Consider the following 24,660-nt stretch of genomic DNA (forward strand, 5'->3'; position numbering starts at 1 on the left):
ACGCTGCGGCTTACCATGAAGAGCGCTCCCGAAAATTGATCGGCGCTGTTCTGCGCACATCACCGACCACGCGAGAACAACGCGATCACCCGCAAGTTGCCGGAGTCTCCGTTGATACGCCTTTCTCCCCTCGTCTCACTCCTATGCGCTGCCCTGCTCGCCACCGGATGCGCGGCGCAATCACCGCGTGCGCCCGCCGCTGACCATGGCACCGCTACCAAGACGTCGCCGTCGAGCGAGTATTCCATTGCCCGCTCGGGTGTCTGGTACGAGATCTTCGTACGCAGTTGGGCCGACAGCAACGGAGACGGCATCGGCGATCTCAACGGCGTCACCGCGAAACTCGATTATCTGCAGTCGCTCGGCGTCAGCGGCATCTGGCTGATGCCGATCAACCCGTCGCCCAGCTATCACGGCTACGACGTCACCGATTACTACGGCATCAACCCGCAATACGGCACGACGGACGATTTCCAGCACTTGCTGGACGAGGCGCACAAGCGCCACCTCAAGGTGATCATCGATCTGGTGATCAACCACACCAGCAACGAGCATCCGTGGTTCAAGGCGGCCGCCGACCCCGCGGCCCCCCACCACACCTGGTACAGCTGGGCCGACAAGCGCACTGATCTCCAGACCATGAGCGCAACAGACGGCCCGGCCTGGCACAAACTCGGCGAACAGCACTACGAAGGTACGTTCACTGCCGAGATGCCCGACCTCGACTACGACACGCCGGCCGTGCGACAGGAGATGATCAAGGTCGGCCAGTACTGGCTGAAAAAAGGCGTCGACGGCTTCCGCCTCGACGCGGCCCAGCACATCTACCTCGACTTCAAGGCGGATATCGACAACCCGCAGACGCTGGCGAAGAACCTCGCCTGGTGGTCCGAATTCCGTCGCGGCATGGATGCGGTCGACCCCGCCGCCTACATCGTCGGCGAGGTGACCCGCGACTCGGCGGATCAGCTGGCGCCGTATTTCAAGCCGCTGGATGCGGTGTTCGATTTTCCGCTGGCGACGCGACTGATCGACAGCGCCAGGAGCGAGCGTGCCGGCGATCTCGGCGCACTGCTCGCGCGCACCGACGCCGCCTATCGCAAGGTCACCGGCAAATCGGGTGTGGATGCGCCATTCCTGTCCAACCATGACCAGAACCGCGTGATGAGTCAGCTATCCGGCGACCCGCAGCACATGCGCATGGCCGCCGCGCTGTTGCTTACCCTGCCTGGCCAGCCGTTCGTCTACTACGGCGAGGAACTGGGCATGCGCGGACAGAAGCCCGACCCCGATCTGCGCGAACCGATGCGCTGGAGCCGCGCCACCGATGCCCCGGGCGAAACGACCTGGAAGGCATCGACCTCGCACGACGGTCCGGCAGTGTCGGTCGAGGCAGAACAGGCAGATACGGATTCGCTGCTGCACTACTACACGATGCTGATCCACTGGCGCAGTCAGCTCGGCGCGTTGCGCGACGGCACCATCCATGCGCACGCCGTGAGCAATCCGCACATCGCCGCCTGGCTACTCGACGATGCCGACAGTCGGGTACTGGTCGTGCACAACCTGTCCGGCCGGCCGCAGGACATGACGCTGGGTGACGACCGTTTCCATACCGTGCTGCTGCATAGCAAGCCCGGCGTCACGTTGCAAGACGACCGACTGCAGATGCCGCCCTACACTACGGCGATCCTGCAATGAACACTGAGGTGATGCGATGAAAAGATCCGTACGCCGCAACCGGCTCGGTATGGCGACAAGGTTCTGGCTGGGCCTTGCGCTGGCACCGATCGGTGTGACCGCCGCAACATCACCGCCACCGCAGGCGACTTCCATGGCACACATCCGCGACCACGTCATGCTGATCGGCCTGGGCACGGATCAGCTCAGCATCCGCTTCGTCGCGCCCGGTATAGTGCACGTGCAAAACACGCATGGCGACGCCGCCAATGCGCCCTCCCTGGCGATCGACCACGACGCCGCGCACCCGGTGTTCGAACAAGTGCGCACCGACGCGAATGGCGCGAATGGCGCGAGCATGACCACCGCGCGCGCCTCGGTCCACTGGGACGAGCAGCATCGCCAACTGCGGATCGACGATGCGCAACGTCGTCCCCTGTTGCAGCTCGATCTCCCCTCGCTGCAACACGGCGAATTGACCTTGCAGCACGAACCGCAGGGTGCGCTGTACGGCATCGGCGGCTACAACGCGACAGAGGATGCCGCCGCCGGCCTGCTGCGTACCGGCAAGCAGGTAGCCGGCGCCGGCGAGCAAGGCCATGCCGGCGCGCCGTTCGTGTGGAGCACCGCCGGCTACGGCGTATTGCTCGACAGCGATGGCGCCACGTTCACGCTGAAGCCCGGCGCGATCAGCGTCGACAACAGTACGCATCAGCATTCCGATTACTACATCCTGATCGGCACGCCCACCGACATCTTCGCCGCGCTGACGCAGCTCAGCGGTCGGTCGCCGCTGTTTCCGAAGTGGGCGATGGGCTTCACCAACAGCCAGTGGGGCATCGACCAGAAAGAACTGCTGCAGATCGTCGACACCTACCGCGCCAAACACATACCGATCGACAACTTCACGCTCGACTTCGACTGGAAAGCGTGGGGCGAGGACAACTACGGCGAGTTCCGCTGGAACGCCACCAAGTTTCCGGACGCGCCCAGCGGCAAGCTGAAATCCGATCTCGACGAGCGCGGCATCCGCCTCACCGGCATCATGAAGCCACGCGTGCATGTCGATACGGTGGAAGGCCGCTACGCCACGGCGCACGACCTGTGGCGCCCCGACGAGAAGGTCGCGCCGGATTACTTTTCGCTCAAACTGGTGAAGGACATCGACTTCGACAAGCCGGCAGCGCGCGCCTGGTTTTTCAACGATGCGCTGAAACAGAGTTTCGCCACCGGCATCGCCGGCTGGTGGAACGACGAAGCCGACAACACGCCGAGCAACACCCAGTTCCTCAACATGCAGCGCACGCTTTATGACGGTCAGCGCGCGATCTCCAACCAGCGCGTGTGGTCGGTCAACCGCAATTTCTGGTTAGGCTCCCAGCGCTACGCCTACGGCCTGTGGTCGGGCGACATTCTCACCGGTTTCGCGAGCATGGCCGGCCAGCGTGCGCGCATGCTCAGCGCGATAAACGTGGGCGCGATGCAATGGGGCATGGACGGCGGCGGCTTCCATGGCCACCCGTCGGATGAGAACTACGCACGCTGGATCGAGTTCGGCGCGTTCACGCCGATCTTCCGCGTGCACGGCGACTTCGGCCAGAAGCGCCAGCCGTGGGTATACGGGCCGGTCGCGGAGAAAGCCGCCGCCGATGCGATCCGCCTGCGCTACTTGCTGATCCCGTATATCTACAGCTACGAGCACGCACGCCGCGCACACGGCGTCGGCTTGGTACGCCCCCTGCTGTTCGACTGGCCGCACGATCCGCAACTGCGCAACGACGTCGATGCATGGCTGTTCGGCGACTGGCTGCTGGCGTCGCCGGTGGTCGAACCGGGGCAGACGTCGAAGGACGTCTACTTGCCGGCCGGCCGCTGGACCGACTGGTTCAGCGGCAAGGCTTACCCAGGCGGCCAAACCGTCCGTCTCGCCATCGACAGCAAGCACTGGGGCGACATCCCGCTGTTCATCCGCGACGGCGCGATCATCCCGACCCAGCCGCCGATGGACTACGTCGGCGAAAAGCCGCTGACCCAGCTGGAAGTCGACGTATTTCCCGCCGACGCACGCACGCAGTTCGACTATTACGACGACGATGGCAACACCTACGACTACGAGAAAGGCGCGTACTTCGCGCAGTCGCTCTCCGTGCAGCGGCAAGGCCACACGGTGCGGTTCGGAACCGGCGCCGTCTCCGGCAGTTTCAAGCCCGCGCTGAAGTCCTATCTGCTGAAGATCCATGGCGGCGCCGCCGCGACCGTCCGCAGCGGCGGCACCGGCCTGCCGCCTTTCCAAAGCCTGGACGCGCTGCAGCACAGCCAGGGCGAGGGCTGGGCCAGCGGCCACGATCGATACGGCGCCGTCACCTATGTGCGGGTGATGGCGGCAACAGTGCGCGACATCGCGCTGACCCTGGGCGACAACGGCTGAGGTAGTTCCGCGTAATCGTCTGGGCAAACGGCCATTACGGCGTGATCCTGGCTCAGCAGGCCCGGACATAAGCCGGGCCCATGGCGGCGGTGCCAGCGGCCATTCACTGCGCCGCCGCAGAGCAACACAGACCTGCTTCTTGCACTGACGAATGGCTGGACGCCATCGCGCGGGTGTAGGAAACTGCGCCTCGATGTAAACGTTTACATCTCGATGGTTGCTGGCTCCGGCCAGTCCGATCCGCGTCACACCACGTATCGAACAGGACCTGCCATGGCTATTCCCGCCTTGCTACGAAACCTGGCCCTGGCCGCCTGCGCCGCCTTGCTGATCACCGGCACGGCCAGCGCCGCGGCACCCGCCACAACCACCACCAGCCTGCACATCGACGCCACCGCCACCGCCTCGCCTTTCCCGCATTTCTGGGAACAGATGCTCGGCTCGGGCCGCGCCTCGCTGGCCTTGCGCGACGACTACCGCAAGGATCTGGAAGCCGTGCATCAGGCTACCGGCTTCAGCTACATCCGCTTCCACGGCATCCTCGACCACGACGTGGGCCTGGTGCAGCGCGACCCGCAGGGAAAGATTTCCTACAACTTCTCCTATGTCGACCAGATCTACGACGGCCTGCTCGAGCGTGGCGTGAAACCCTTCGTCGAGCTCAGCTTCATGCCGCCGGAGCTGACCTCCGACCCAGCCGCGCTGCATCCGTTCTGGTACCGCCCGAATATCGCGCCGCCGAAGAACTACGCCGAGTGGGACGCGATGATCGGCGCGCTGGCGAAACACCTGATCGAGCGCTATGGCATCGACGAAGTGGCCAGCTGGTACTTCGAGGTATGGAACGAACCGAACATCGGGTTCTGGGCCGGCACGCCCCCGCAGGTCACCTACTTCACCTTGTACGACCACACCGTACGTGCGCTCAAGGCGGTGAACCCGCGCATTCGCGTGGGCGGCCCGTCCACCGCGCAGGCCGCGTGGGCCACCGATTTCCTCGCGCACACGCACAAGAACAACGTGCCGGTGGATTTCGTCAGCACGCATGTCTACGGCGACGACACCGCCGACAACGTGTTCCACACCAGCGAGAAGATTCCGCGCGCCGACATGGTCTGTCGCGCGGTGGACAAGGTGCACAAGGAAATCGCCGCGTCGCCGTATCCGCAGATGCCGCTGATCTTCAGCGAACACAACGCCAGCTACGCCAACCTGCCCAACGTCACCGACACCGTGTTCATGGGGCCGTGGATCGCCAACACGATCCGCGAGTGCGCCGGCAAGGTGCAGATCATGAGCCACTGGTCGTTCTCCGACGTGTTCGAAGAACAGGGCGTCGTGCGCAATCCGTTCTACGGCGGCTTCGGCCTGATCGCCGCCAACCGCATTCCCAAGCCCGCCTTCAACGCGTTCGCCGTGCTGCACAAGCTGGGCGACAAGCAGATCGCGGTCGATTCCGATTCCGCCCTGGTCACCCGGCGCGAGGACGGCAGCGTGGTTATCGCGCTGTGGAACTACGCCCCGCCCGTCGGCGACACCGCCAGCTACACGCCCGGCGAACCCGTCGGCGCGCCGAAGCACTTCAGCATCGACGTGCGGCATCTGCCCGCCGGCGCCCGCGCCACGGTCTGGCGGGTAGACGCCACCCACGGCAACGCTGTCGCCGCGTTCGACCGGATGGGCCGCCCCGACTTCCCCAGCCGCGAGCAGATCGCCCAGCTGCGCGAAGCCGGCAAACTGGCCGCGCCCGAGTCGATGGCGGTGAGCAACGGCAAGTTCGCGATTACCGTTCCGGTGCAGGGGCTGGTGGTGGTGGAGCTGCGCTGAGCACCGCTCAGCTCACGCCAACGGTTTCTTTCTGCCTCAGCCGCTGCGCATGCTCGCGACACAGTTGCTCGACCAGCGCTCGATGATCCGGCAAATCGCCGAGCGCATGGCCGGCCATCTGCTGGATCATCGCGAACTCGCGCTGCGCCGCCTCCATCTGCGGATACGCGCTGCGCATCGGTTCGAGGTCGGTCCTGAACTCCATGCCGTACAGCACGTATTGCCAGCTCGCGGGCATGAACATTTCCAGGTCGGTGACGAAGTCCAGCCGGTGCGGCGGGCGATGGCGCCATAGCGCGAGGCGGTCCTGCAAGGTCTGCGGGATGCCGGCGGGATCGGTGTTGTCGATCCAGAATGCGTTGTCGCGGCGCTGCGTGAGGCAGTAGTGCATCTTGATGAAGTCGATGATGCGCTCGTAGCGCGCCACCATCATCTGGTTGAACTGGCGCGCGGTGCGTTCCATGTCGCCGACGTCGCCGGGCAACAGATGGGTGATCAGGTAGGCGGCCAGTTCGACCAGCGCAATGCCGGTGGATTCCAGCGGCTCGACGAAGCCGCCGGCCAGGCCCACCGCCACGCAGTTCCGGCGCCAGTGGTCCGGCCGGTAGCCGGTCTCGAACTTGATATGCAGCGCCTCCAATCCGGCCGCGGCGTCGCCCACGTAGTCGCGGACCACTTGTTCCGCACGGGTGGCATCGGTATGCCGCGATGAGTAGACGTAGCCGATGCCTCGCCGCTTCTGCAGGCCGATGTCCCAGGTCCAGCCCGCCTCCTGCGCGGTGGCGCGCGTGAACGGTAGGATCGGCGTGTCCGGTTTCGGATAAGGCACCTGCAGCGCCACCGCGCGGTCGGCGAACAGCACGTCGCGCCGGCTGTGGAACGGCGACTGCATCGCCGTGCCGATCAGCGCACCGCGCAAGCCGGTGCAATCCACGTAGAGGTCCGCGCTGAGTTCGCCGATTTCCTTCGTGACGATGCGCGCGATCGCGCCCGATCCGTCCAGCTCGGCCCGTTCCACCGTGGCCAGGTGGCGCCTGACGCCCAGGCTCTGGCCGTGCTCGGCCAGCACGGCCGCGAAACAGGCGGCATCGAAGTGATAGGCGTGGTTCATCGGCCCCTGGTAATCGGGATCGGTGGCGCGCTTCGGCGCCCGGCCGTGATCGATCAGGCGTTTCTGCATGGTCACCGCGTCGGCGAAAGCCATGCCCTCCGGAGCGCCGCCGAGCAGCCAGTACGGCAGCAGCTCCGGATTGCCGCTGCGCTGGCTGGGCAAGCTGAAGGGATGGAAGAAACGGTCCGGTCCCGGCTCGCCGGGCGGGCGCACCCAGTTCACATACTGGATGCCCTGCTTGTAGGTCGCGCTGGCGCCGACCAGGAAACGGCGCTCGTCCAGGCCGATCGCGGCCAGCGTGCCCCGGATCGAGGGAAACGTGGCCTCGCCCACGCCGAGCAGGCCGATGTTCGGCGATTCGACCAGCTCGACCCGGATGCTTTCCGGCTCCGCGATATTCAACGTTTTGGCCAGGTAGCAAGCCGTCAGCCAGCCGGCCGTGCCGCCGCCCACCACCAGGATCTTTCGGATACGCGCCATTTCACTTTCCTCCCGCTTGCTGCTTCGCAACAAGCCTATTGCCGACTTTCGCAGTAGGATCGCCCCCGATGACAGCGCTGTCATTTAATTTGACAGCGCTGTCATGCGAAGACTACCGCATGTCCGCGACTACCTGCAGGTCCACGACGATTTTTGGGGAGAGGGTGAAATGAAATTACGTTATTCGGCTTTGTACGTCGCCATGACCACCATATTTGCCGCCGGCGCCGTCCACGCCGCAACACAGGATCCCGCCCCGCAGAACGCGGCGGCCAGCAGGAAGGTCAAGGATCTGGACGCCGTCAAAGTGACGGCGACCAAACGCGAAACACCGCTGCAGAAAACCCCGGTCGCGATCAGTGCGATCAGCGCCGACTCGCTCGACAAGGAGCGGGTGATGACGGTGCAGGACATCACCAAGCTGGTGCCCGGTTTCGAGGCCACGTCGCAGGGCGACCATGGCGTCGTCACGCTGACCATGCGCGGCATCGGCAACGACAGCGCCAAGACCGAATATGCCGATCCCGAAGTGGCGATGTTCGTCGACGGCGTGTATTCGCCGCGCCCGGAAGCGGCCGCCGGCCTGCTGCTGGACATCGATAGCGCAGAAGTCCTGCGTGGCCCGCAAGGCACCTTGTGGGGACGCAACTCCACCGCCGGCGTGGTCAATTTCCAGACCGGCAAGCCGGATCTCAGCGGCTTTTACGGCAACGCCCAGATCGAGGCCGGCAATTACAGCCATGTCGGCACGCGCGCTACGGTGAACCTGCCGATCAGCAGCACCTTCGCCATGCGCGTGGCGATGGCGCAGGAGCAGCACGACGGTTACGTGAATTACCAGAGTCCGTCGAAGCAGCTGCCCAGCGTGGCCAGCCAGCAGGCCGCATATCTCGCCAGTGGCGGCACGCTGGCCACGTTCCAGCCGATCAACGCCAGCGACTACGTGACCGGCGGCGACAAGTACGACGCGCAGGACCAGTCGGCGGCGCGCGTCAGCGCCCTGTGGCAGCCGAACGATACTTTCACCTGGAACCTGTCCTACGAGTACTTCCGCGATCGCGGCACGCCCGGCATGAGCCTGATGCAGCAGCCGCGCGCGGGACAGGATTTCTGGTCGGCGCTGATCGATACCGCGCCCTACTTGAAGCGCGATTCGCACACGGTGCGCAGCCGGATGGATTTCAAGATCGGCGACTCGATGATGCTGAGCTACGTCTTCGGCTTCAACCGCTTCTCCGGCAAGAGCAACTTCGACCAGGACAACGGCGTGCAGGTGCCGACCAGCTTCGCCACCGGCGCGTCCTACCAGGCCGATCGCACCAACTTCTCCAACTACAAGAACTACAGCCACGAGTTCGACCTGAAGTCGACCGGCGACAATGCCGTGGACTGGATCCTCGGTGCCTACTACGCCGCGGAGGACAACAACATCCGCTTCGACATCCCGATCCTCAACGGCACCTCGCAAGGCACCGTGGCCTGGCAGGGCTCGTTCATCCAGCCGAAGGAGACAGTGGAGTCCAAGGCCTTCTTCGGCCAAGCCACCTGGCACATCACCGACAGCCTGCGCCTGACCGGTGGCGCGCGCTGGTCCAACGACATCAAGAAGAACGAGGGCGGCCGCGGCTGGGGCTGGGCCTATGACCCGACCGTGCCGCAGGTGCCGATCTCGCCGGATGTCGAGCCGGGCAATGTGGGCTTCAGCGTCTCCACCATCAACGACGCGAAGTACGACAAGAGCAAGGTCACCTGGCTGGCCCGGATCGATACCGATGTCGGCCAGCACGGATTGCTGTATGCCAGCGTGTCCACCGGCTACAAATCCGGCGGCACCCAGGACGCCGGCACGCTGTACGAACCGGAGACGCTGACCAACTACGAAGTCGGCTCGAAGTTCAGCTTTCTGGATGGCCACCTGACCTGGAACAGCGCGGTCTACTACGAGCAGTTCAAGAACTTCCAGCTCGCCGCGCCGATCACCTATCCCAACGGCAACCGCGGGCTGGGCTTCTCCAACGTCAAGGGCACCACCAAGGTGATGGGCTTCGAATCGGAGCTGGCGCTGTCGAGCGAGAACGACCGCCTCAACCTGGTGTTCTCGGCAATCCCTAAGAAGGAACTGGGTACCCTCAAGTACGCCGGAAGCAACGACTATCAGGGCTTGCCCGCCTGCCCGCCGGCGTCCGGCATCAGCGCCTGCGTCGATGTCAGCGGCAACGACCTGCCGCACGCACCCAATGCCTCGCTCACCGCGATCTACGAGCACGACTTCCGCCTGTCCAACGGCGGCCGGGTGACGCCTCGCCTGTCCGCGCAGTACCAAAGCTCGCAGTGGCTGAGTACGTTCAACCTGGGTGACGGCGACAAGCAGAAAGCGTACGGCCGCGGCGACGTCTCCGTGCGCTACACCGAGCCGCAGGATCGCTGGTGGGTCGGGGCGTACGTGCAGAACGTGGCCGACGGCAAGGTACGCACCAGTGCCGGCCGCTTCGCGCTGCCGGGCGGCAGCTTTGCCTACACCTCGCAATATCTGCCGCCGCGCACCTTCGGCGTCAATCTCGGGGTGTGGTTCTAGGTTTCAGCTTTCCCCCTGGCCACGGAGACCTCCCCTCCCGTCGCCGCTGGATGCCCCCGCAACGGGGCATCCATTTTTTTTGGTTCTTCCGGCTTGTTCGCTGAAATCCCGGAAGCACGTATGGGGTAGGAGCACGCTGGCGGGCGATGCTGTTGCTTTGGTTTTTCCTACCCAACCATCAAAGCAACAGCATCGCCCGCCAGCGGGCTCCTACACGGCGGTGGTCGACGCGTCGGCGCGGCGCGTCGGCGGTCGGGTACGGGCTGGCCTAATGTGCGCGGCAGTCCAGCGTCCGGTCCGCCACCGTGCCCAGCGACACCTCGGTAATGGCGATGTTTTCGCCGGGGCTGCTGATCCATTCGAACGGGCGGTCAAGCTTGCTCATGTCGGCGCCGGCGTCGCGGAAGCATTTCAGCGACACGCCGACGCGCAGCCACTGCCCGCGCGGCAAGGCAGCCAGCTGTTTGCCGATCGGCACTTCGCCGCTGCAGCCGCTGCCGCAGCCGACGCCGATCGTGGTGCCTGCGGCCGACACCGTGTCGATCCGCAACGTGGTCACCAGCAGCACGTCGCCATTGGTCTCGCGGTCCACATCCAGCGGCACGGGCGCCACCAGCGCGGCACGTGCCTTCCCGCCGCCCGACCAATCCAGGCTGCGCGCATCCTCCTGCGCCTTGTAGTCGAGCGCGCTGATGCGCAAGCTGCCGTCGGTGGTCGCCGCGGGCGTGGCGGTGACATTGACGGCCGCGCTGTCGGCGCCGGTCAGGCGCAGCGCGAAACCTTGGGCCGGTTTGCCATGGGTGAAGTAGACGCCGGCCCGCGCGCTGCTCAGTTCGACACCGGCATCCTCGGACAGCGGGCCAGTATCGCTGCGGTCGGTATAGGTCAGGCCGAAGCCGTAGGGAAACTGCGGCTGTTCGCCCCGCGCGGCCGCCGCGACCGGAATCTGCACCGCCGTGCGCGGCCACGCATACGCCAGCTTGCCGTGGAAGTCGTGGGCGATGAGACCCTCGCGTGTGCGCAGCAACACGTCGGCAATGCCCTCGCCTTCGCTGCCCGGCAGCCACGCCACCACGAATGCATCCGCCGCGTTGATCTCGCGGTTCATCCATAGCGGCCGGCCGGTCAGGAACACCGCCACCACCGGAATGCCTTGCGCGCGCAGACGACGCAGCAGGCCGAGGTCATGATCGTTGCCTGGCCGGTACGCCAGGTTCGGCAGGTCGCCCTGGAACTCGGCGTAGGGATCTTCGCCGAACACCACGATGGCGACGTCGGGTTTCTGTTTGTAGCCGCCGTCGACCGACAGCTCGGCACTGCCGCCGGCCGCCTTCACCTGCGCCTGGATACCGGCGAAGATCGAAGTGGCGCCCGGGAAATTCGCATTGGTCAGGCCGGTGCCCTGCCAGGTCAGCGTCCAGCCGCCGTTCTGCTTGGAAATGTTGTCGGCGCCGTCGCCGGCGACCAGCACGTGCTTGCGCGGGTCGATCGGCAGCACCGCACCCTTGTTCTTCAGCAGCACCAGCGACTCGCGCACCGCGCGGCGCGCCAGCGCGCGATGTGCCGGGCTGCCGACCACTTGTGCCGATCTGGCCACCAGCGGATTGGCCGACGGCAGTCCGGCTTCGAACATGCCAAGGCGCAGCTTCACCCGCAGGATGCGGGTCACGGCATCGTCGACGCGGGCCATCGGAATCACGCCGGACTTCACCTCCGCCAGCGTGTTCTTGTAGAGACCCTTCCACGAATCCGGCGCCTCCAGCATGTCCAGCCCGGCGTTGTAGGCCACCGGGCAATCCTCGTTGGTGCAGCCGGGCACCTGGCCATGCGCATTCCAGTCGCCCAGCACGATGCCGCCGAAACCCATGCGGCCCTTCAGCACGTCGGTAATCAGCGCCTTGTTGCCGGCCATCTTCACGCCGTTCCAGCTGGAGAACGACACCATCACCACCTGCACGCCAGCCCTGATCGCCGGCGGATAACCGGCCGCATGCACGTCGCGCAGCACGGTTTCGCTGACCTGGGCATCGCCCTGGTCCTTGCCGTCGCGGGTACCGCCATCGCCCAGGAAATGCTTGGCGGTGGCGATCACGTGGTCGGCATCCAGGTATTGCGACGTGCCAAGCTTGCCTTCCAAGCCCTCGATCACGGCATGGGCGTATTGCGCGACCAGTGCCGGATTCTGCGAATAGCCTTCGTAGGCACGTCCCCAGCGACCATCCTGCGGCACCGTGAGAGTGGGTGCGAAGGTCCAGTTGATCCCGCTGGCGCGCAACTCCCGCGCGGTGGCCTGGCCGATCTCATGGATCAATTCCGGATCGCGCGCGTTGCCCAGCGCGGAGTTCTGCGGAAACAGCGTACTGCCGACCAGATTGTTGTGGCCATGCACCGCGTCGATGCCGAACAGCACCGGAATCGCCAAGCGCCCGCCCGAGGTATCCATCGAGGCGCGGTAGAACGCGTCGGACAGCTGCTGCCATTGCACCGCCGTAGCGGTTTGCTGGCCGTTCGGCTTGGAATTGCCGCCGGCCAGGACCGAGCCGAGACGATAGGTGCGCACGTCGTCCGGAGTCACGTACTTGATGTCGGCCTGGATCATCTGGCCGACCTTGTCCTCCACCGACATTTTCGCCAGCAGCGCCTCGACCCGGGCCTCGATTGCGGGGTCAGGCGGAAGTGGCGAATGCCCTTGCGGCCACAGCTCGGGATGAACGGTGGCGGCGTCGACGGCCGATGCGGAATGAATGGGCATGAGCAGCACGCCAGCAAGTGATACGGCCAGAAAAATGCGACGCGGGGACAGGGGCGATGGGGGCGACAAGGGCACGGCAGGGCTCCAGGCTGGCGCGCCGGCGGCGCGCGTCGAAACCGCATACTGACATGGATGACAGCGCTGTCAATTCGCTTAGCAGCATGGTCATCCGAGGAACTCTCGTTATTCCGGTAGGAGCGACATATTTCTTGTGGGAGCGACTTCAGTCGCGAAACCCCGCGAAGCTCGTGTGGTTTCTTGCCGCCCATCTGCTCGCACGAACAGGCCGCTGGCGCGGCCATCGCGACTGAAGTCGCTCCTACAAGGGCGACGTCGCGGACGAGTATCAGGGAACGCGGGCAGTGGAGTCACGGATCTGCAGGGAAAACGGTATCTCTACCAGCTGGCCCGGGCCACGGCCGCGCAGGAGATTAAGCAACTGCTGCGCGGCAATCTTTCCCATCTCGCGGCTGGGCTGCTGGATGGTGGTGAGCGCCGGCCACAGCTGGCGCGCCAGCGGGGTATCGTCGAAGCCGCACACGGAAAGATCGTGCGGCACCTTCAACCCATACTCGCCGGCCGCCCACATCACGCCGGTGGCCATGTCGTCGTTGGCGGCGAACACCGCGGTAGGCCGCTGCTTCAGCGCGAACAGCTCGCGCGCCGCGGCGACACCGGAACCGAACGTAAAAGCGCCCTGCACTACCAGCGCCGGATCCTCGGGCAGACCCGCGGCGGCCATCGCCTCGCGATAACCGGCCAGGCGCCAGCGGCTGGCGCCGTGATCGGCGATGCCGATGACGTGAGCAATCCGTCGATGGCCCAGCTCCAGCAGGTGCTCTACGATCGCCCGCGCGGCCCGCTGTTCGTCCATGGTCACGCCGATGGCGTTGCGGCGCTGCATCGGCGACACGCTCGCATACGGCACGTTGCGCTCGCGCAGGCGCTTCAGCAGCGGCGCGTAGTCGGTGATCGGCGGCGTCAGCACCACGCCGTCGGGATGGTGATCGGAAATCAAGGTGTCGAGGCGACGGATGAAATCGTCGCTGCGCATGCGCAGCGGGCGCACCATCATGCTGTAGCGATACGCGTCGCAGGCTTCGAGCACGCCGTCCTGGATCTCGGCCAGGTAGGTCGAGGCCGGGTTGTCGTTGTTGTCGTACAGCATCGCCACCAGGAACGAACGGCTGCCTGCCAGGCTGCGCGCCGACGGATGCGGACGGTAATCCATCGCCTCCATCGCGGCGCGCACCCGCTTGCGCGTTTCGTCGCTTACGTTGGCCTCGTCGTTGAGCACGCGGGACACCGTCTTGGGCGATACGCTCGCTGCGCGCGCCACATCTTCGAGGCGTACCCGCATGGAATCTCCCGCTGTCATTGCTGGTGTCGATCGACTATGCCGCCATCGCCCTGCCCTTTACAAGGACCGGCTTTACAACGACCGTCCGCGAACGCAGGACGCGCTGCGAACGGTGCCGCGTCTGGTCTGACCGAATGAATACGTATGCAACCACTGGTTGCTGCATTGCGACGCTACCTACCATGCGGGACTCATCCCCGCGCCAGCCTGTCCCGGATGTTGCAACTGCAACATGCGGGATATGCCGCGCCGTGACATAACAGACGCCGGAGGGCTTATTCGATGATCAGCACCATGGGCTGCAAACCTTGTACGGCGGCGCGCACATGTTGAGCGTGTTGCTGGCCGCGGCGATAGCCGCCAGCACAGGCTCCCCGGCCTGGCATGACGGACTGGACTGGCACGGCGTGCACGCCGGCATCAGCCGCGATGCGCAGGACAACTACACGCTGGCGTGGCCGTACGGCCAGCGCGTGATCGCGGCACAGCCGCTGCGCACGGATACCGCCAGCGTATTGTTCGACGGACTGTTCGCGATGGCGCAGGACGATCTGCGGCAGGACTCGGTCACCGGGATCCGCGACGGTGCGTTCGACCACGGCCAGCCGATTCCCTGCCACTGTTTCGAGACCGGCCTGAAGTGGCCGTACGTGTGGACGCGCGATCTGGCGTATTCGATCGACCTCGGCCTGTGGCGCTTCGACCCGGCGCGTTCGCGCAACGGGCTGCAGTTCAAGTTGTCCGAGGTACGCGCCCCGTCTGCGCCGCAGGGCCTTTACCCGATGCAGGACACCGGCTCCGGCGGCAGCTGGCCGATCAGCACCGACCGCGTGGTGTGGTTTCTCGGTGCACGGCACTTGCTCGACGATCCGGCATTCGCCGGCAACGTCTACAAGGCGCTTGACGCCACCTTGGTGCAGGATCGGCAGTACGCGTTCGATTCCGCATTCGGCCTGTATCGCGGCGAGACCTCGTTTCTCGACTGGCGCGAGCAAACCTATCCGGCCTGGACGGCGGACGAAGTGACCTTCATCGCGCAGTCCTACGCGTTGTCCACCAACGTGTTGCATTACCAGGCCTTGCAGCTCGCCGCCACGATGGCCGCCCAGCGGCACGACACGAAGGCGGTGGCCGGCTACCGCAGCCAGGCCGTCGCGTTGAAGAGCGCGATCAACGCGCACTTCTGGCGCGCCGACCGCGGCATGTACATGAGTTACATCGGCGGCGACGGCACGCCTTACGACACCTACGACCTGCTCGGCATCGCACTGGCGATCGACAGCGGCGTAGCGGATGGCCAGCGTGCGCAGCAGACCCTGGCGAACTACCCCACCTGGGCCGCCGGCAGCCCGGTGATCTGGCCCGAGCGTTCCGACCAGCCGATCTACCACAACCGCGCGATCTGGCCGTTCGTCAGCGCCTATGCGTTGCGCGCAGCGCGCAAGCTGGAGCAGCCCGCACGCATCGCCCACGAGATCGCATCGGTGATGCGCGGCGCGGCGCTGTATGGCTCCAACATGGAGAACTACGAACTGCTGACCCAGGGCCAACACGTGGACGAGGGCCAGCTCAGCGGCCCGGTGGTGAATTCGCCGCGCCAGCTGTGGTCGGTGGCAGCGTATCTCGCGGTGGCCACCGAAGGCGTGTTCGGCCTCGGCGAAGACGGCAAGGTGGAACCGAAACTGCCGACCTCGCTGGTGCCGATGCTGTTCGGCCAGCGCAGCTCGATCACGCTGAAGCTCACCGACCGCAGCATCACCTTGCAGCTTCCGAAGAAATACGCCGGCAACCTGCTGGTCGCCGATCGCAGCACCACGCACGACGCCGCCACCACGGTGGTGCTCAAGGCGGTGCAGGTGAAGGACGCGCCGCTACGCACCGATGCCCCGCTGTACGCGCCGGTGGCGCCACCCGCACCGCTAGTGCGCGCCGACGGCGATGGCTGGCAGGTCACGGTGGACGGCAAGGTGCAGGTCTATGTCAACGGCCGGCGCCACGGCAGCGTCGAAGGCAGCGACCACCTTGCGCGGCAGGCCGGCCTCACCTGCATCAGCGCCACCCGCATGGACGCGCACGGCATCGAATCGTTGCATAGCCCAGCCACCTGCGTGGGCGAGGTCGTGAAAGTCGCCGGCCACTGGCCGCGCAGCTGGAGCGCGCCGGCCACCGGCGACTACCGGGTATCGCTCGACTACGCCAACGACCACGGTCCGATCAATACCGGCGTCACTGCCGCGGTGAAGATGCTGCACGTCCGCTGCGATGGCAGCGACGAGCAGCAGCTGCCGATCGTGATGCCGCACAGCGTGCGCGCACAGCCATCCAGCTGGGGCCGCTTCAGCGCCAAGGCCGGCGCCGCCTGCCGGTTCGATCTTGGCGACGGCTTCAACATGAGTTACCTCGCCCACTTCGGCCATTACACGGGCGGTAGCGGCGGTACTGATGGCCCATTGAACGAGGCCGACGTGCATGATCTGCTGATCGCTCCGCTCGCCACCGGTGACGGCACACCATGAAGGACAGCACACTCTTGAACACCAAACCGTCGCTGTCGTTCTGGCAGATCTGGAACATGTGCTTCGGCTTCCTCGGCCTGCAGTTCGGCTTCGCGCTGCAGAACGCGAACGTGAGCCGGATCTTCCAGACCCTGGGCGCCGACGTGAACGACATCCCGGCGCTGTGGATCGCGGCGCCGCTGACCGGGTTGATCGTGCAGCCCATCATCGGCCACTTCTCCGACCGCACCTGGACCCGGCTGGGCCGGCGCCGACCGTACTTTCTGGTCGGTGCGGTGTTCGCCTCGCTGGCGCTGCTGTGGATGCCGAATGCGCCTGCGCTGTGGATCGCGGCCGGGCTGCTGTGGATTCTGGATGCCTCGATCAACGTATCGATGGAGCCGTTCCGCGCCTTCGTCGGCGACCAGCTGCCCACACCCCAGCGACCGCTGGGCTATGCGATGCAGAGCTTCTTCATCGCGGTAGGTGCCGTGGTGGCCTCGGCGCTGCCGTGGATGCTGGCGCAACTGGGTGTGGCCAACGTGGCGCCTGGCGGCGGCATACCCGACACGGTGAAGTATGCGTTCTATGCCGGCGGTGCAGTGCTGCTAGGCGCGGTACTGTGGACGATCCTGCGCACGCGCGAATACCCGCCCGCGCAACTGCAGTCGTTCACCGACAGCGTGGCCGAGCAGCCCGCGGCGGATGCCTCGCGCGCCTGGAAACTCGGCCTGCTGCTGCTGGCGGCCGGCGTGCTGGTGCTGTTCGCGATCCGCCATTTCGCGCTGGAGAAAGAGTTGTACCTGCTGGCCGGCGGCCTGATCGTGTTCGGCCTGCTGTTCGCCTGGCTCACCTTCACCCGCAGCTCCGGCATGCTGCGCGAAGTGATGGGTGACCTGTACGGCATGCCGGGGCCGATGCGCCGGCTCGCCTGGGTGCAGCTGTTCTCGTGGTTCGCGATGTTCGCGATGTGGATCTACACCACGCCGGGCGTGACGCAGACGCTGTACGGCACTACCGACACCGGCTCGGCCGCCTACAACGAGGGCGCCAATTGGGTCGGCGTGCTGTTTGCCGCGTACAACGGCTTCGCCGCGCTGGCCGCCGTGGTGATTCCGCTGATGGTGCGCCGCTGGGGCCTGCGCATCAGCCACTTGGTGAACCTGTGCCTGGGCGGCGCGGGGCTGCTGTCGTTCCTGGTCATCCGCAATCCGCAGTGGCTGCTGGCCTCGATGGTCGGCGTGGGCTTCGCGTGGGCGTCGATCCTGTCGCTGCCGTATGCGCTGCTCTCGGACAACCTGCCTGCAGCGAAGATGGGTGTCTACATGGGTATCTTCAATTTCTTCATCGTGATCCCGCAGCTGCTGGCCGCCAGCGTGCTCGGCCTGCTGCTGCGGCTGTGCTTCCACAATCAGCCGATCTGGGCACTGGCGCTGGGCGGCGCCTGCCTGCTGGTCGCCGGCCTGTTCACCTTGCGCGTGCGAGAGCCGGTCTACGCGGCGCCCGCCGCCGTCGCCGGCGGAATCCCGACATGATCAAGAGAAACTTCCTGCTGGCCGGCGCGCTCACGCTGGCCTGCGGCTTCGCGCAAGCCACCACCACGCCGGAATTCGTCGGTACCGATGCGCCGTTCGCGTCCAACGCGATCTACTTCGTGATGACCGACCGCTTCGTCAACGGCGATCCGTCGAACGACCAGCGCCACCAGGGCGGCGCGCATCCCACGTTCGACATTCCGGTACCGGGCGCGCCCAAGGGTCGGAGCGACAACATCGGCTACCTCGGCGGTGACTTCAAGGGCGTGCTCGACAACGCCGGCTACATCCGCAACATGGGCTTCGGCGCCGTGTGGATCACGCCGATCGTGGAAAACCCGAACGAGGCGTTCACCGGCGGCGACCCGGTGAGCTGGGGCTCGAAATTCACCGATCGCGGCAAGACCGGCTTTCACGGCTACTGGGGCGTCAACTTCTACAAGCTCGACCCGCACCTGCCCAGCAAAGGACTCGATTTCGCCCAGTTCACCACTGCCATGCATCAAGCCGGACTCAAGGTGGTGCAGGACATCGTCGCCAATCACGGCTCCCCCGCTTTCAGCATGCCGAAAGCGCAACCGATGTTCGGCCAGATCTACGACAAGGACGGCAAGCTGATCGCCGACGAACAGAATCTGCGACCGGACCAGCTCGACCCCGTGCGCAATCCGCTGCACCGCTTCTATCACGCGTACGAAGATCTGGCCCAGCTGTCCAACAACGACGACGAGAATCCGGCGGTGCTGGACTACTTCGTCGGCGCCTACCTGCAATGGGCCGGCGAAGGCGCCGACGCGTTCCGTATCGACACGATCAGCCACATGCCCACCGCGTTCTGGAAACAGTTCGCTGCACGTATCCGCGCGAAGCATCCAGGCTTCTTCATGTTCGGCGAGGCGTTCGACTACAGCCCCGACAACATCGGCCAGTACACCTGGGCGAAGAACGGCGGCATCAGCGTGCTCGACTTCCCGCTGCGCGGCCGCATCGCCGACGTGTTCGAACACCCCGGCAGCGACTACGTCCATCTGCTCGATCGCCTCTACCTCACCAATGGCCCCTATGCGAACCCGTACGAACTGGTCACGTTCTACGACAACCACGACATGGCTCGGCTCAACGCCAGCGACAACGGCTTCATCGACGCCAACAACTGGCTGTTCACCGCCCGCGGCATCCCGGCGATCTACTACGGCTCGGAAACCGGATTCGAGCGCGGCAAGGCCGAGCACGAAGGCAACCGCAACTACTACGGCCAGCAGCGCATCGACGACGCCGCGAGCAGCCCGATCTATAACCAACTGAAACGCATCGCGTCGCTGCGCAAGAACACCCCAGCGCTGCAGCGCGGCCTGATGCTGCCGATCCACTTCGCCGGCGACCAGGCTGCGTTCTATCGCGTATACCAGAAAGGCGACGTGCACCAGATCGCACTGGTGCTGCTCAACAAAGGCGACGCCGCCGCGCAATTCGACGTCAGCGACTATCTGCAGGCCGGTCGCTGGCAGCCGGCGCTAGACGGATCCGCGATCGACGTGACCGATGGGGGCCATCTGCATGCCAGCGTCGTGCCACACGACGTGCAGGTCTATTTGCTGGATGCGGTGGCGACGCGGGCGGACCTGGTCGCGGAGCTGACGCGACTGATGCAGGAGCGCGGGCATCCGACGCACTGATCCACTCGATTCGACACTGCAAGATTATGCTGAAGGATTAGGCGGCGATCGCCCCCCTCTAAAGCTTCGTGCTACTCAGATTGGGGGAGACGTCTGTAGCACTGAAGGCGCTGACCGCCCCCCGAAGAAGCCAGAATAGGCACGCTCGTGAAGAAAGCGGTTAGCTAAGTCAGGCAATGCAGGAGGTTCCACATGAACAGTCCGCAATTGGTCAACGAGCCACCCACGTTCAAGACCGTCCTTCGCGAGGCGATACATTATTGGGAGCCTCGCCGTGTTGTCTACAACATCGTACTCGCTGCGATCGTAGCCGCCTGGCTGGTGTTTACCTGGCCGCATTTCCGCCCCGCCTTCACCATGCGAGCCTTGCTCGCGCTGCTCGTTCTCGCGGCCATGGCCAACGCGTGTTATTGCGCCGCTTACCTCGTGGACACCACCATGCAACTCTCGCCTTTTCGCACCACGTGGTTGCACGCGCGATGGCTGCTCTGGCTCGCGGGCACGCTTTTCGCCGCCGCATTTGCGTGGTACTGGATTGCAGACGAAATCTATCCCTATGTCGGGTAGTTGATGGCCAACCATTCCTTCGAGCCGAGCCACGGGATCGATTTACCTCAAGCGTCGACCATCAAGGGAGCGAGTAATGAACGTTGACCTCGTAAAAGATGTTCTGCTCTGGTGCACCATCATCAACTATGCCGTGTTGCTCTTGTGGTTCGGTGCCTTCGTCTTCGCTTACGGCTGGATGTTGAATCTTCACGGCCGGTGGTTCCGCATGCCGGAGGAGCGCTTCAACGGCATCCACTACCTCGGCATGGCCATTTACAAAATCGGCATCCTCGTTTTCAATCTTGTTCCATATATCGCGCTGTGCATCGTGTCGCATCACGCAGGCTGACCACATGTCGAAACCCAACGTTCCGAGCCTCTACGAGTGGGTGGGCGGCATCGACGCCCTGAACCGTTTGACCACGCGCTTCTACGACCACGTCAAGAACGATGTCTTGCTCGCGCCCGTGTTCGCCCACATGGGCGCGGATCATCCTGCCCATGTCGCCGCCTTCCTGGCCGAAGTGCTTGGCGGACCGACAAAATACTCCGAGGAGCATGGCGGTCACCCGCACATGATCCGGCAGCACCTGAATCGTCACCTCGCTCAAGATCAAAGGCGTCGTTGGGTAAGCCTTCTGCTTGAAACGGCGGATGAGCTGGGCATGCCCGACGATCTGGAGTTCCGATCCGCCTTGGTCGGCTACCTCGAGTGGGGTTCGCGCCTGGCGGTCATCAATTCGCAGCCGGGTGCAACGGTCGACCCGAATGCACCCATGCCTAAGTGGGGCTGGGGCGAGGTCAAAGGCCCGTATGTCGGCTGAGCCTTGTTCCGCATGACTGACGACGCGCAGCAGGAATCTGTCGGCGCAGCTGGCGACATGGACTGACCTGGATACCCATGCGCTACGCCGCGTTCTTCCGCAATCTCAATCTCGGCCGTCGCAACTGCCCCGACCGGGCGCAGTTCGAGCAGGCGTTTCTCGAAAATGGCGCGTCTGCGGCGGCATCGTTCCTGACCAATGGCACGATGGTGTTCGAGGCGCGCAGCCGGCGGGCAGCGGAGAATATTCTCGATACCGCCTCCACCTCCATGGCGGCCAGTTGCGGCCTGCGCGAGCCTGCGTTCCTGCGCGGGATCGACCAGCTCGCGGCATTGGTCGAGACCGCACCGTTCGAGGCCATCGACCCCGCCACGGTCTTTGCCTGCTGCGTTACGTTCCTGCACCGCGATGCCGTAGTCGCGGGCAAGCCGCCGTCGGCAACACCGCGCGGCGACGTCGAGGTGATCGCCATCACCGGCTCGGAGGCATTGTGCATCGTGCGCAAGCTCGGCAAGAGCCCGGGCAGCCCGAACGCGTTTCTGGAGAAGACCCTCGCCCTGCCCGCCACCACTCGCGTGTGGAACACCGTGGTGAGGCTGGTCGACAAGCACGCCTAACCGGCGCGTGCTTGTTGCTTGCTGGTCGGCTCCCATGCGAGCACATGGCCAAGCGAACATGGTCGAAGACAGCATAAGCACGGAGTGCGCCCGGCACGCCCCATCCTTAACGCAGGCTCGAGCGCCGCACCATCAACTTCACCGGCAGTACGGCGCTGTCCACCGGCTCGCCGCGGATCAGCGCGAGCAGGCTGTCGACGAGGACTTCACCGGCCTGCTTGGTGTCCTGCAACACCGTGGTCAGCGGCGGGTTGACGAAGCTGGCGGTGGCGATGTCGTCGAAGCCGACCAGAGCAACATCCTGCGGCACGCGCAGGCCGTGATCGCTGAGCGCGCGCATGGCGCCGATCGCGATCAGGTCGCTGGCGGCGAATATCGCGTCGAAGCCGACTTCGCGGCTGATCAGGCTGCGCATCGCCTCGTAGCCGGAACGCTCGGTGCTTTCGGCGTTCTGCTGCAGGGCCGGGTCTACCTCCACGCCGGCTTGCTGCAAGGCATCGACGTAGCCGCGATAGCGCCCGAAGAACTCCGGGTAGTGGCTGGACGCGTCACCGAGAAAGGCGATGCGGCGGCAACCGCGTTCCAGCAGATGCTCGGCCACGGCCTGGCCGCCGCGGAAATTGTCGCAACCGATCGACACGCCCGGCTGGTCCGGCAATACGGCGCCCCAGCGCACGAAGCAGGTGCCCTGGGCGACCAGTTTCTCCAGCTTGTCGCGATAAGCCAGGTAGTCGCCGTAGCCAAGCAGGATGATGCCGTCGGCCTTCTTGCTGTCGGCGAAGTCGGCGTGCCAGTCGTGCGAAAACTGCTGGAACGAGATCAGCAGGTCGTAACCCTGCAGCGCGCAGGCGCGGGTGATCGAGCCGAGCATCGACAGGAAGAACGGGTTGATGTGCGACTCGTCGGCGGTGGGGTCCTCGAAGAACAGCAGCGCCAGCGTGCCGGTGTGCATCCGGCGCAGGTTGGAAGCGTTTTTGTCGACCTTGTAGTTGAGCTGTTCGGCGGCGGCCTGGATGCGCCGCCGGGTTTCCTCATTGACCAGCGGGCTGCCGCGCAACGCGCGCGACACCGTGGCCTGGGAGACCCCGGCCAGGTGGGCGATGTCGATCGATGTGGCTTTTACCTTCATCCGCGACGTGATCCGGAAAATTCTGGCCAGACTGCGCGACGGCGGCCATGAACCGGCCACCGGTCGTTCCGAATCCTAACCGCTTTGCGCGCCGCCTGTCGTATACCGCGCGGCGTTCGTCGATACAGCGGCAGCCGTCGAACGCCGCCATACCGATCGTTCCGGCGTAAAGAGGGCGTTCCATGGCCTTCATGCCTGCATGTCCTCCAGCTCGACGCCCTTGGTTTCGCGCACCGCGTACAACACGAACAGCAGCGACAGCAGCGCAAAACCCGCATACAGCCCGTAGGCGAAGGTGAGACCGATCTCGGCCAGCGCCGGGAAACTGCTGGTGATCGCGAAGTTGGCCAGCCATTGCGCGGCCGCGGCCACCGCCAGCGCAGTGGCGCGGATGCGGTTCGGAAACATCTCGCCCAGCAGTACCCATACCACCGGGCCCCAGCTCACGCCGAAGAACACCACGTACGCATTCGCCGCAACCAGGGCGACGATGCCGGTGGCGCCCGGCAGGCTCAGCGTGGCGCCGCTGCCGGTCGCCTGCGAGAAGCACCAGGCCATCAAGCCCAGGGTGAGCGCCATGCCGGCCGAGCCGATCACCAGCAGCGGTTTGCGGCCGATGCGATCGACCAGCGCGATCGCCACCAGCGTCACCAGCACGTTGACGATCGAGGTGGCCACGGTGATGGTGAACGAGTCGGCCTCGCTGAAACCGACCGAGTGCCACAACGTGGACGAGTAATAGAAGATCACGTTGATGCCGACGAACTGCTGGAATACCGACAGCAGGATGCCGATCCATACCACCGGCAGCAGTCCGGCGGCCTTGCCGAGCAGGTCGCTGAGGCGCGGCTGGTGTTCCAAATGCAGGCTGTCCTCGATGTCGCGCAGCTTGTCGTCCAGTGCGGCTTCGTTGTGCATGTTCAGCACACTGCGCAACACCACCCTCGCTTCGGCCAGGCGGTTTTTGGCCACCAGATACCGCGGCGACTCCGGCACGCCCAGCACCAAGGTGCCGTAGATCAGTGCCGGCAGCGTCGCCACCAGGAACATCCAGCGCCATGCCGCCAGCCCCAGCCATGACGGCAGCGACGAGCCGCCGGCCGCACCGGCCAGCCATGCATCGCTGAGCAGCGCGGCGAAGATGCCCAGCACGATCGCCAGCTGTTGCATCGAGCCGAGCCGGCCGCGGATATACGCGGGCGACACTTCGGCGATGTAGGTGGGCGCGATCACCGAGGCCACGCCGACACCGATGCCGCCGACCAGTCGCCACAGGATCAGCTGCCACACCGCGTTCGCCAGGCCCGAACCCAGCGCGCTGGCCACCAGCAGCACGGCCGCCACTTGCATGGTGCGCACGCGGCCCCAGCGGTTCGCCAGCATGCCGGCATACCAGGCGCCCAGCGCGGAACCGAGCAAGGCGCACGACACCGCGAAACCGGTCTGCGCCGCATCCAGGGCGAAGGCACCGCGGATTGCGTCGACCGCGCCGTTGATCACCGCCGTATCGAATCCGAACAGGAAACCACCCAGCGCCGCCGCCGCCGAAATCAGCACCACCCGCGCGGTGGCGTGCTGGCCCAGTCCATCTGTCGCGTCCACTGTGCTCATTGCGTCTCCCC

16 protein-coding genes are annotated in these 24,660 nt (G+C 65.3%); 11 read left to right on the forward strand and 5 right to left on the reverse strand.

The annotated features are described in order from the left end of the window. The first annotated feature begins 111 nt into the window (after positions 1-111). From BUA26_RS03760 to BUA26_RS03770, 3 genes are all read left to right on the forward strand, one after another. Positions 112-1,701, forward strand: a complete 1,590-nt coding sequence (locus BUA26_RS03760; protein ID WP_072757993.1) for an alpha-amylase family glycosyl hydrolase — start codon at positions 112-114, stop codon at positions 1,699-1,701. Positions 1,702-1,834: 133 nt separating this feature from the next. Further along, entirely contained in the window at positions 1,835-4,108 is a 2,274-nt protein-coding gene (locus BUA26_RS03765; protein ID WP_143154227.1) for a glycoside hydrolase family 31 protein, read from the forward strand. 273 nt (positions 4,109-4,381) lie between these two features. Continuing rightward, on the forward strand, positions 4,382-5,935 hold the full coding sequence (locus BUA26_RS03770) for a GH39 family glycosyl hydrolase (protein ID WP_072757998.1): 1,554 nt from the start codon (positions 4,382-4,384) through the stop codon (positions 5,933-5,935). A gap of 7 nt (positions 5,936-5,942) precedes the next feature. Here the strand turns inward: BUA26_RS03770 and BUA26_RS03775 are convergent, their stop codons facing one another. After that, positions 5,943-7,526 carry a tryptophan halogenase family protein gene (locus tag BUA26_RS03775; protein WP_072757999.1) on the reverse strand — a complete coding sequence of 528 codons (1,584 nt, stop codon included), beginning with the start codon at positions 7,524-7,526 and terminating at the stop codon, positions 5,943-5,945. 169 nt (positions 7,527-7,695) lie between these two features. On the opposite strand from BUA26_RS03775, the gene BUA26_RS03780 reads away from it, so the two are divergent. Then, positions 7,696-10,101, forward strand: coding sequence for a TonB-dependent receptor (locus tag BUA26_RS03780; protein ID WP_072758001.1), 2,406 nt, complete (start codon positions 7,696-7,698; stop codon positions 10,099-10,101). 268 nt (positions 10,102-10,369) lie between these two features. Here BUA26_RS03780 and BUA26_RS03785 read toward each other — a convergent pair whose 3' ends face one another. Both BUA26_RS03785 and BUA26_RS03790 read right to left on the reverse strand, forming a co-directional pair. Then, positions 10,370-12,853, reverse strand: coding sequence for a glycoside hydrolase family 3 protein (locus BUA26_RS03785; protein ID WP_083572861.1), 2,484 nt, complete (start codon positions 12,851-12,853; stop codon positions 10,370-10,372). 346 nt (positions 12,854-13,199) lie between these two features. Then, on the reverse strand, positions 13,200-14,213 hold the full coding sequence (locus BUA26_RS03790) for a LacI family DNA-binding transcriptional regulator (RefSeq protein WP_072758006.1): 1,014 nt from the start codon (positions 14,211-14,213) through the stop codon (positions 13,200-13,202). 326 nt (positions 14,214-14,539) lie between these two features. Between BUA26_RS03790 and BUA26_RS03795 the strand changes: the two genes are divergently transcribed. From BUA26_RS03795 to BUA26_RS03825, 7 genes are all read left to right on the forward strand, one after another. Continuing rightward, positions 14,540-16,729 (forward strand): alpha-L-rhamnosidase-related protein, encoded by a 2,190-nt coding sequence (locus tag BUA26_RS03795; protein WP_072760003.1) that lies wholly within the window; start codon positions 14,540-14,542, stop codon positions 16,727-16,729. Positions 16,730-16,743: 14 nt separating this feature from the next. Continuing rightward, complete coding sequence (locus BUA26_RS03800) at positions 16,744-18,243, forward strand: MFS transporter (RefSeq protein WP_255368149.1); 1,500 nt, start codon at positions 16,744-16,746, stop codon at positions 18,241-18,243. Beyond that, complete coding sequence (locus BUA26_RS03805; protein ID WP_072758010.1) at positions 18,240-19,919, forward strand: alpha-amylase family glycosyl hydrolase; 1,680 nt, start codon at positions 18,240-18,242, stop codon at positions 19,917-19,919. Before BUA26_RS03800 ends, BUA26_RS03805 begins: the two co-directional genes overlap by 4 nt. 192 nt (positions 19,920-20,111) lie before the next feature. Continuing rightward, positions 20,112-20,486 (forward strand): hypothetical protein, encoded by a 375-nt coding sequence (locus BUA26_RS03810; RefSeq protein ID WP_072758012.1) that lies wholly within the window; start codon positions 20,112-20,114, stop codon positions 20,484-20,486. Between the two features lie 76 nt (positions 20,487-20,562). After that, the gene (locus tag BUA26_RS03815; protein WP_072758014.1) at positions 20,563-20,817 is read left to right on the forward strand and encodes a DUF6868 family protein; all 255 of its coding nucleotides are present in this window, start codon (positions 20,563-20,565) and stop codon (positions 20,815-20,817) included. 4 nt (positions 20,818-20,821) lie between these two features. Next, positions 20,822-21,292, forward strand: a complete 471-nt coding sequence (locus BUA26_RS03820; RefSeq protein WP_072758016.1) for a group II truncated hemoglobin — start codon at positions 20,822-20,824, stop codon at positions 21,290-21,292. Positions 21,293-21,369: 77 nt separating this feature from the next. Continuing rightward, on the forward strand, positions 21,370-21,909 hold the full coding sequence (locus BUA26_RS03825) for a DUF1697 domain-containing protein (protein ID WP_072758018.1): 540 nt from the start codon (positions 21,370-21,372) through the stop codon (positions 21,907-21,909). A 106-nt stretch (positions 21,910-22,015) separates the two neighbouring features. Here BUA26_RS03825 and BUA26_RS03830 read toward each other — a convergent pair whose 3' ends face one another. Both BUA26_RS03830 and BUA26_RS03835 read right to left on the reverse strand, forming a co-directional pair. Then, positions 22,016-23,038, reverse strand: coding sequence for a LacI family DNA-binding transcriptional regulator (locus BUA26_RS03830; RefSeq protein ID WP_072758021.1), 1,023 nt, complete (start codon positions 23,036-23,038; stop codon positions 22,016-22,018). A gap of 189 nt (positions 23,039-23,227) precedes the next feature. After that, the gene (locus tag BUA26_RS03835) at positions 23,228-24,649 is read right to left on the reverse strand and encodes a sugar porter family MFS transporter (protein WP_072758023.1); all 1,422 of its coding nucleotides are present in this window, start codon (positions 24,647-24,649) and stop codon (positions 23,228-23,230) included. Positions 24,650-24,660: the final 11 nt, after the last annotated feature.

It is taken from the genome of Rhodanobacter sp. OK091, from assembly GCF_900142825.1.
Taxonomy (GTDB): Bacteria; Pseudomonadota; Gammaproteobacteria; order Xanthomonadales; family Rhodanobacteraceae; genus Rhodanobacter.

Excerpts from the sequence above, each read along its gene's own strand:
- BUA26_RS03815 (WP_072758014.1), top strand. The coding sequence starts at position 20,563 with ATGAACGTTGACCTCGTAAAAGATGTTCTGCTCTGGTGCACCATCATC.
- BUA26_RS03780 (WP_072758001.1), top strand. The coding sequence starts at position 7,696 with ATGAAATTACGTTATTCGGCTTTGTACGTCGCCATGACCACCATATTT.
- BUA26_RS03765 (WP_143154227.1), top strand. The coding sequence starts at position 1,835 with ATGGCACACATCCGCGACCACGTCATGCTGATCGGCCTGGGCACGGAT.
- BUA26_RS03805 (WP_072758010.1), top strand. The coding sequence starts at position 18,240 with ATGATCAAGAGAAACTTCCTGCTGGCCGGCGCGCTCACGCTGGCCTGC.
- BUA26_RS03810 (WP_072758012.1), top strand. The coding sequence starts at position 20,112 with ATGAACAGTCCGCAATTGGTCAACGAGCCACCCACGTTCAAGACCGTC.
- BUA26_RS03790 (WP_072758006.1), bottom strand. The coding sequence starts at position 14,213 with ATGCGGGTACGCCTCGAAGATGTGGCGCGCGCAGCGAGCGTATCGCCC.
- BUA26_RS03825 (WP_072758018.1), top strand. The coding sequence starts at position 21,370 with ATGCGCTACGCCGCGTTCTTCCGCAATCTCAATCTCGGCCGTCGCAAC.
- BUA26_RS03795 (WP_072760003.1), top strand. The coding sequence starts at position 14,540 with ATGTTGAGCGTGTTGCTGGCCGCGGCGATAGCCGCCAGCACAGGCTCC.
- BUA26_RS03775 (WP_072757999.1), bottom strand. The coding sequence starts at position 7,526 with ATGGCGCGTATCCGAAAGATCCTGGTGGTGGGCGGCGGCACGGCCGGC.
- BUA26_RS03785 (WP_083572861.1), bottom strand. The coding sequence starts at position 12,853 with ATGCCCATTCATTCCGCATCGGCCGTCGACGCCGCCACCGTTCATCCC.
- BUA26_RS03830 (WP_072758021.1), bottom strand. The coding sequence starts at position 23,038 with ATGAAGGTAAAAGCCACATCGATCGACATCGCCCACCTGGCCGGGGTC.
- BUA26_RS03820 (WP_072758016.1), top strand. The coding sequence starts at position 20,822 with ATGTCGAAACCCAACGTTCCGAGCCTCTACGAGTGGGTGGGCGGCATC.
- BUA26_RS03770 (WP_072757998.1), top strand. The coding sequence starts at position 4,382 with ATGGCTATTCCCGCCTTGCTACGAAACCTGGCCCTGGCCGCCTGCGCC.
- BUA26_RS03835 (WP_072758023.1), bottom strand. The coding sequence starts at position 24,649 with ATGAGCACAGTGGACGCGACAGATGGACTGGGCCAGCACGCCACCGCG.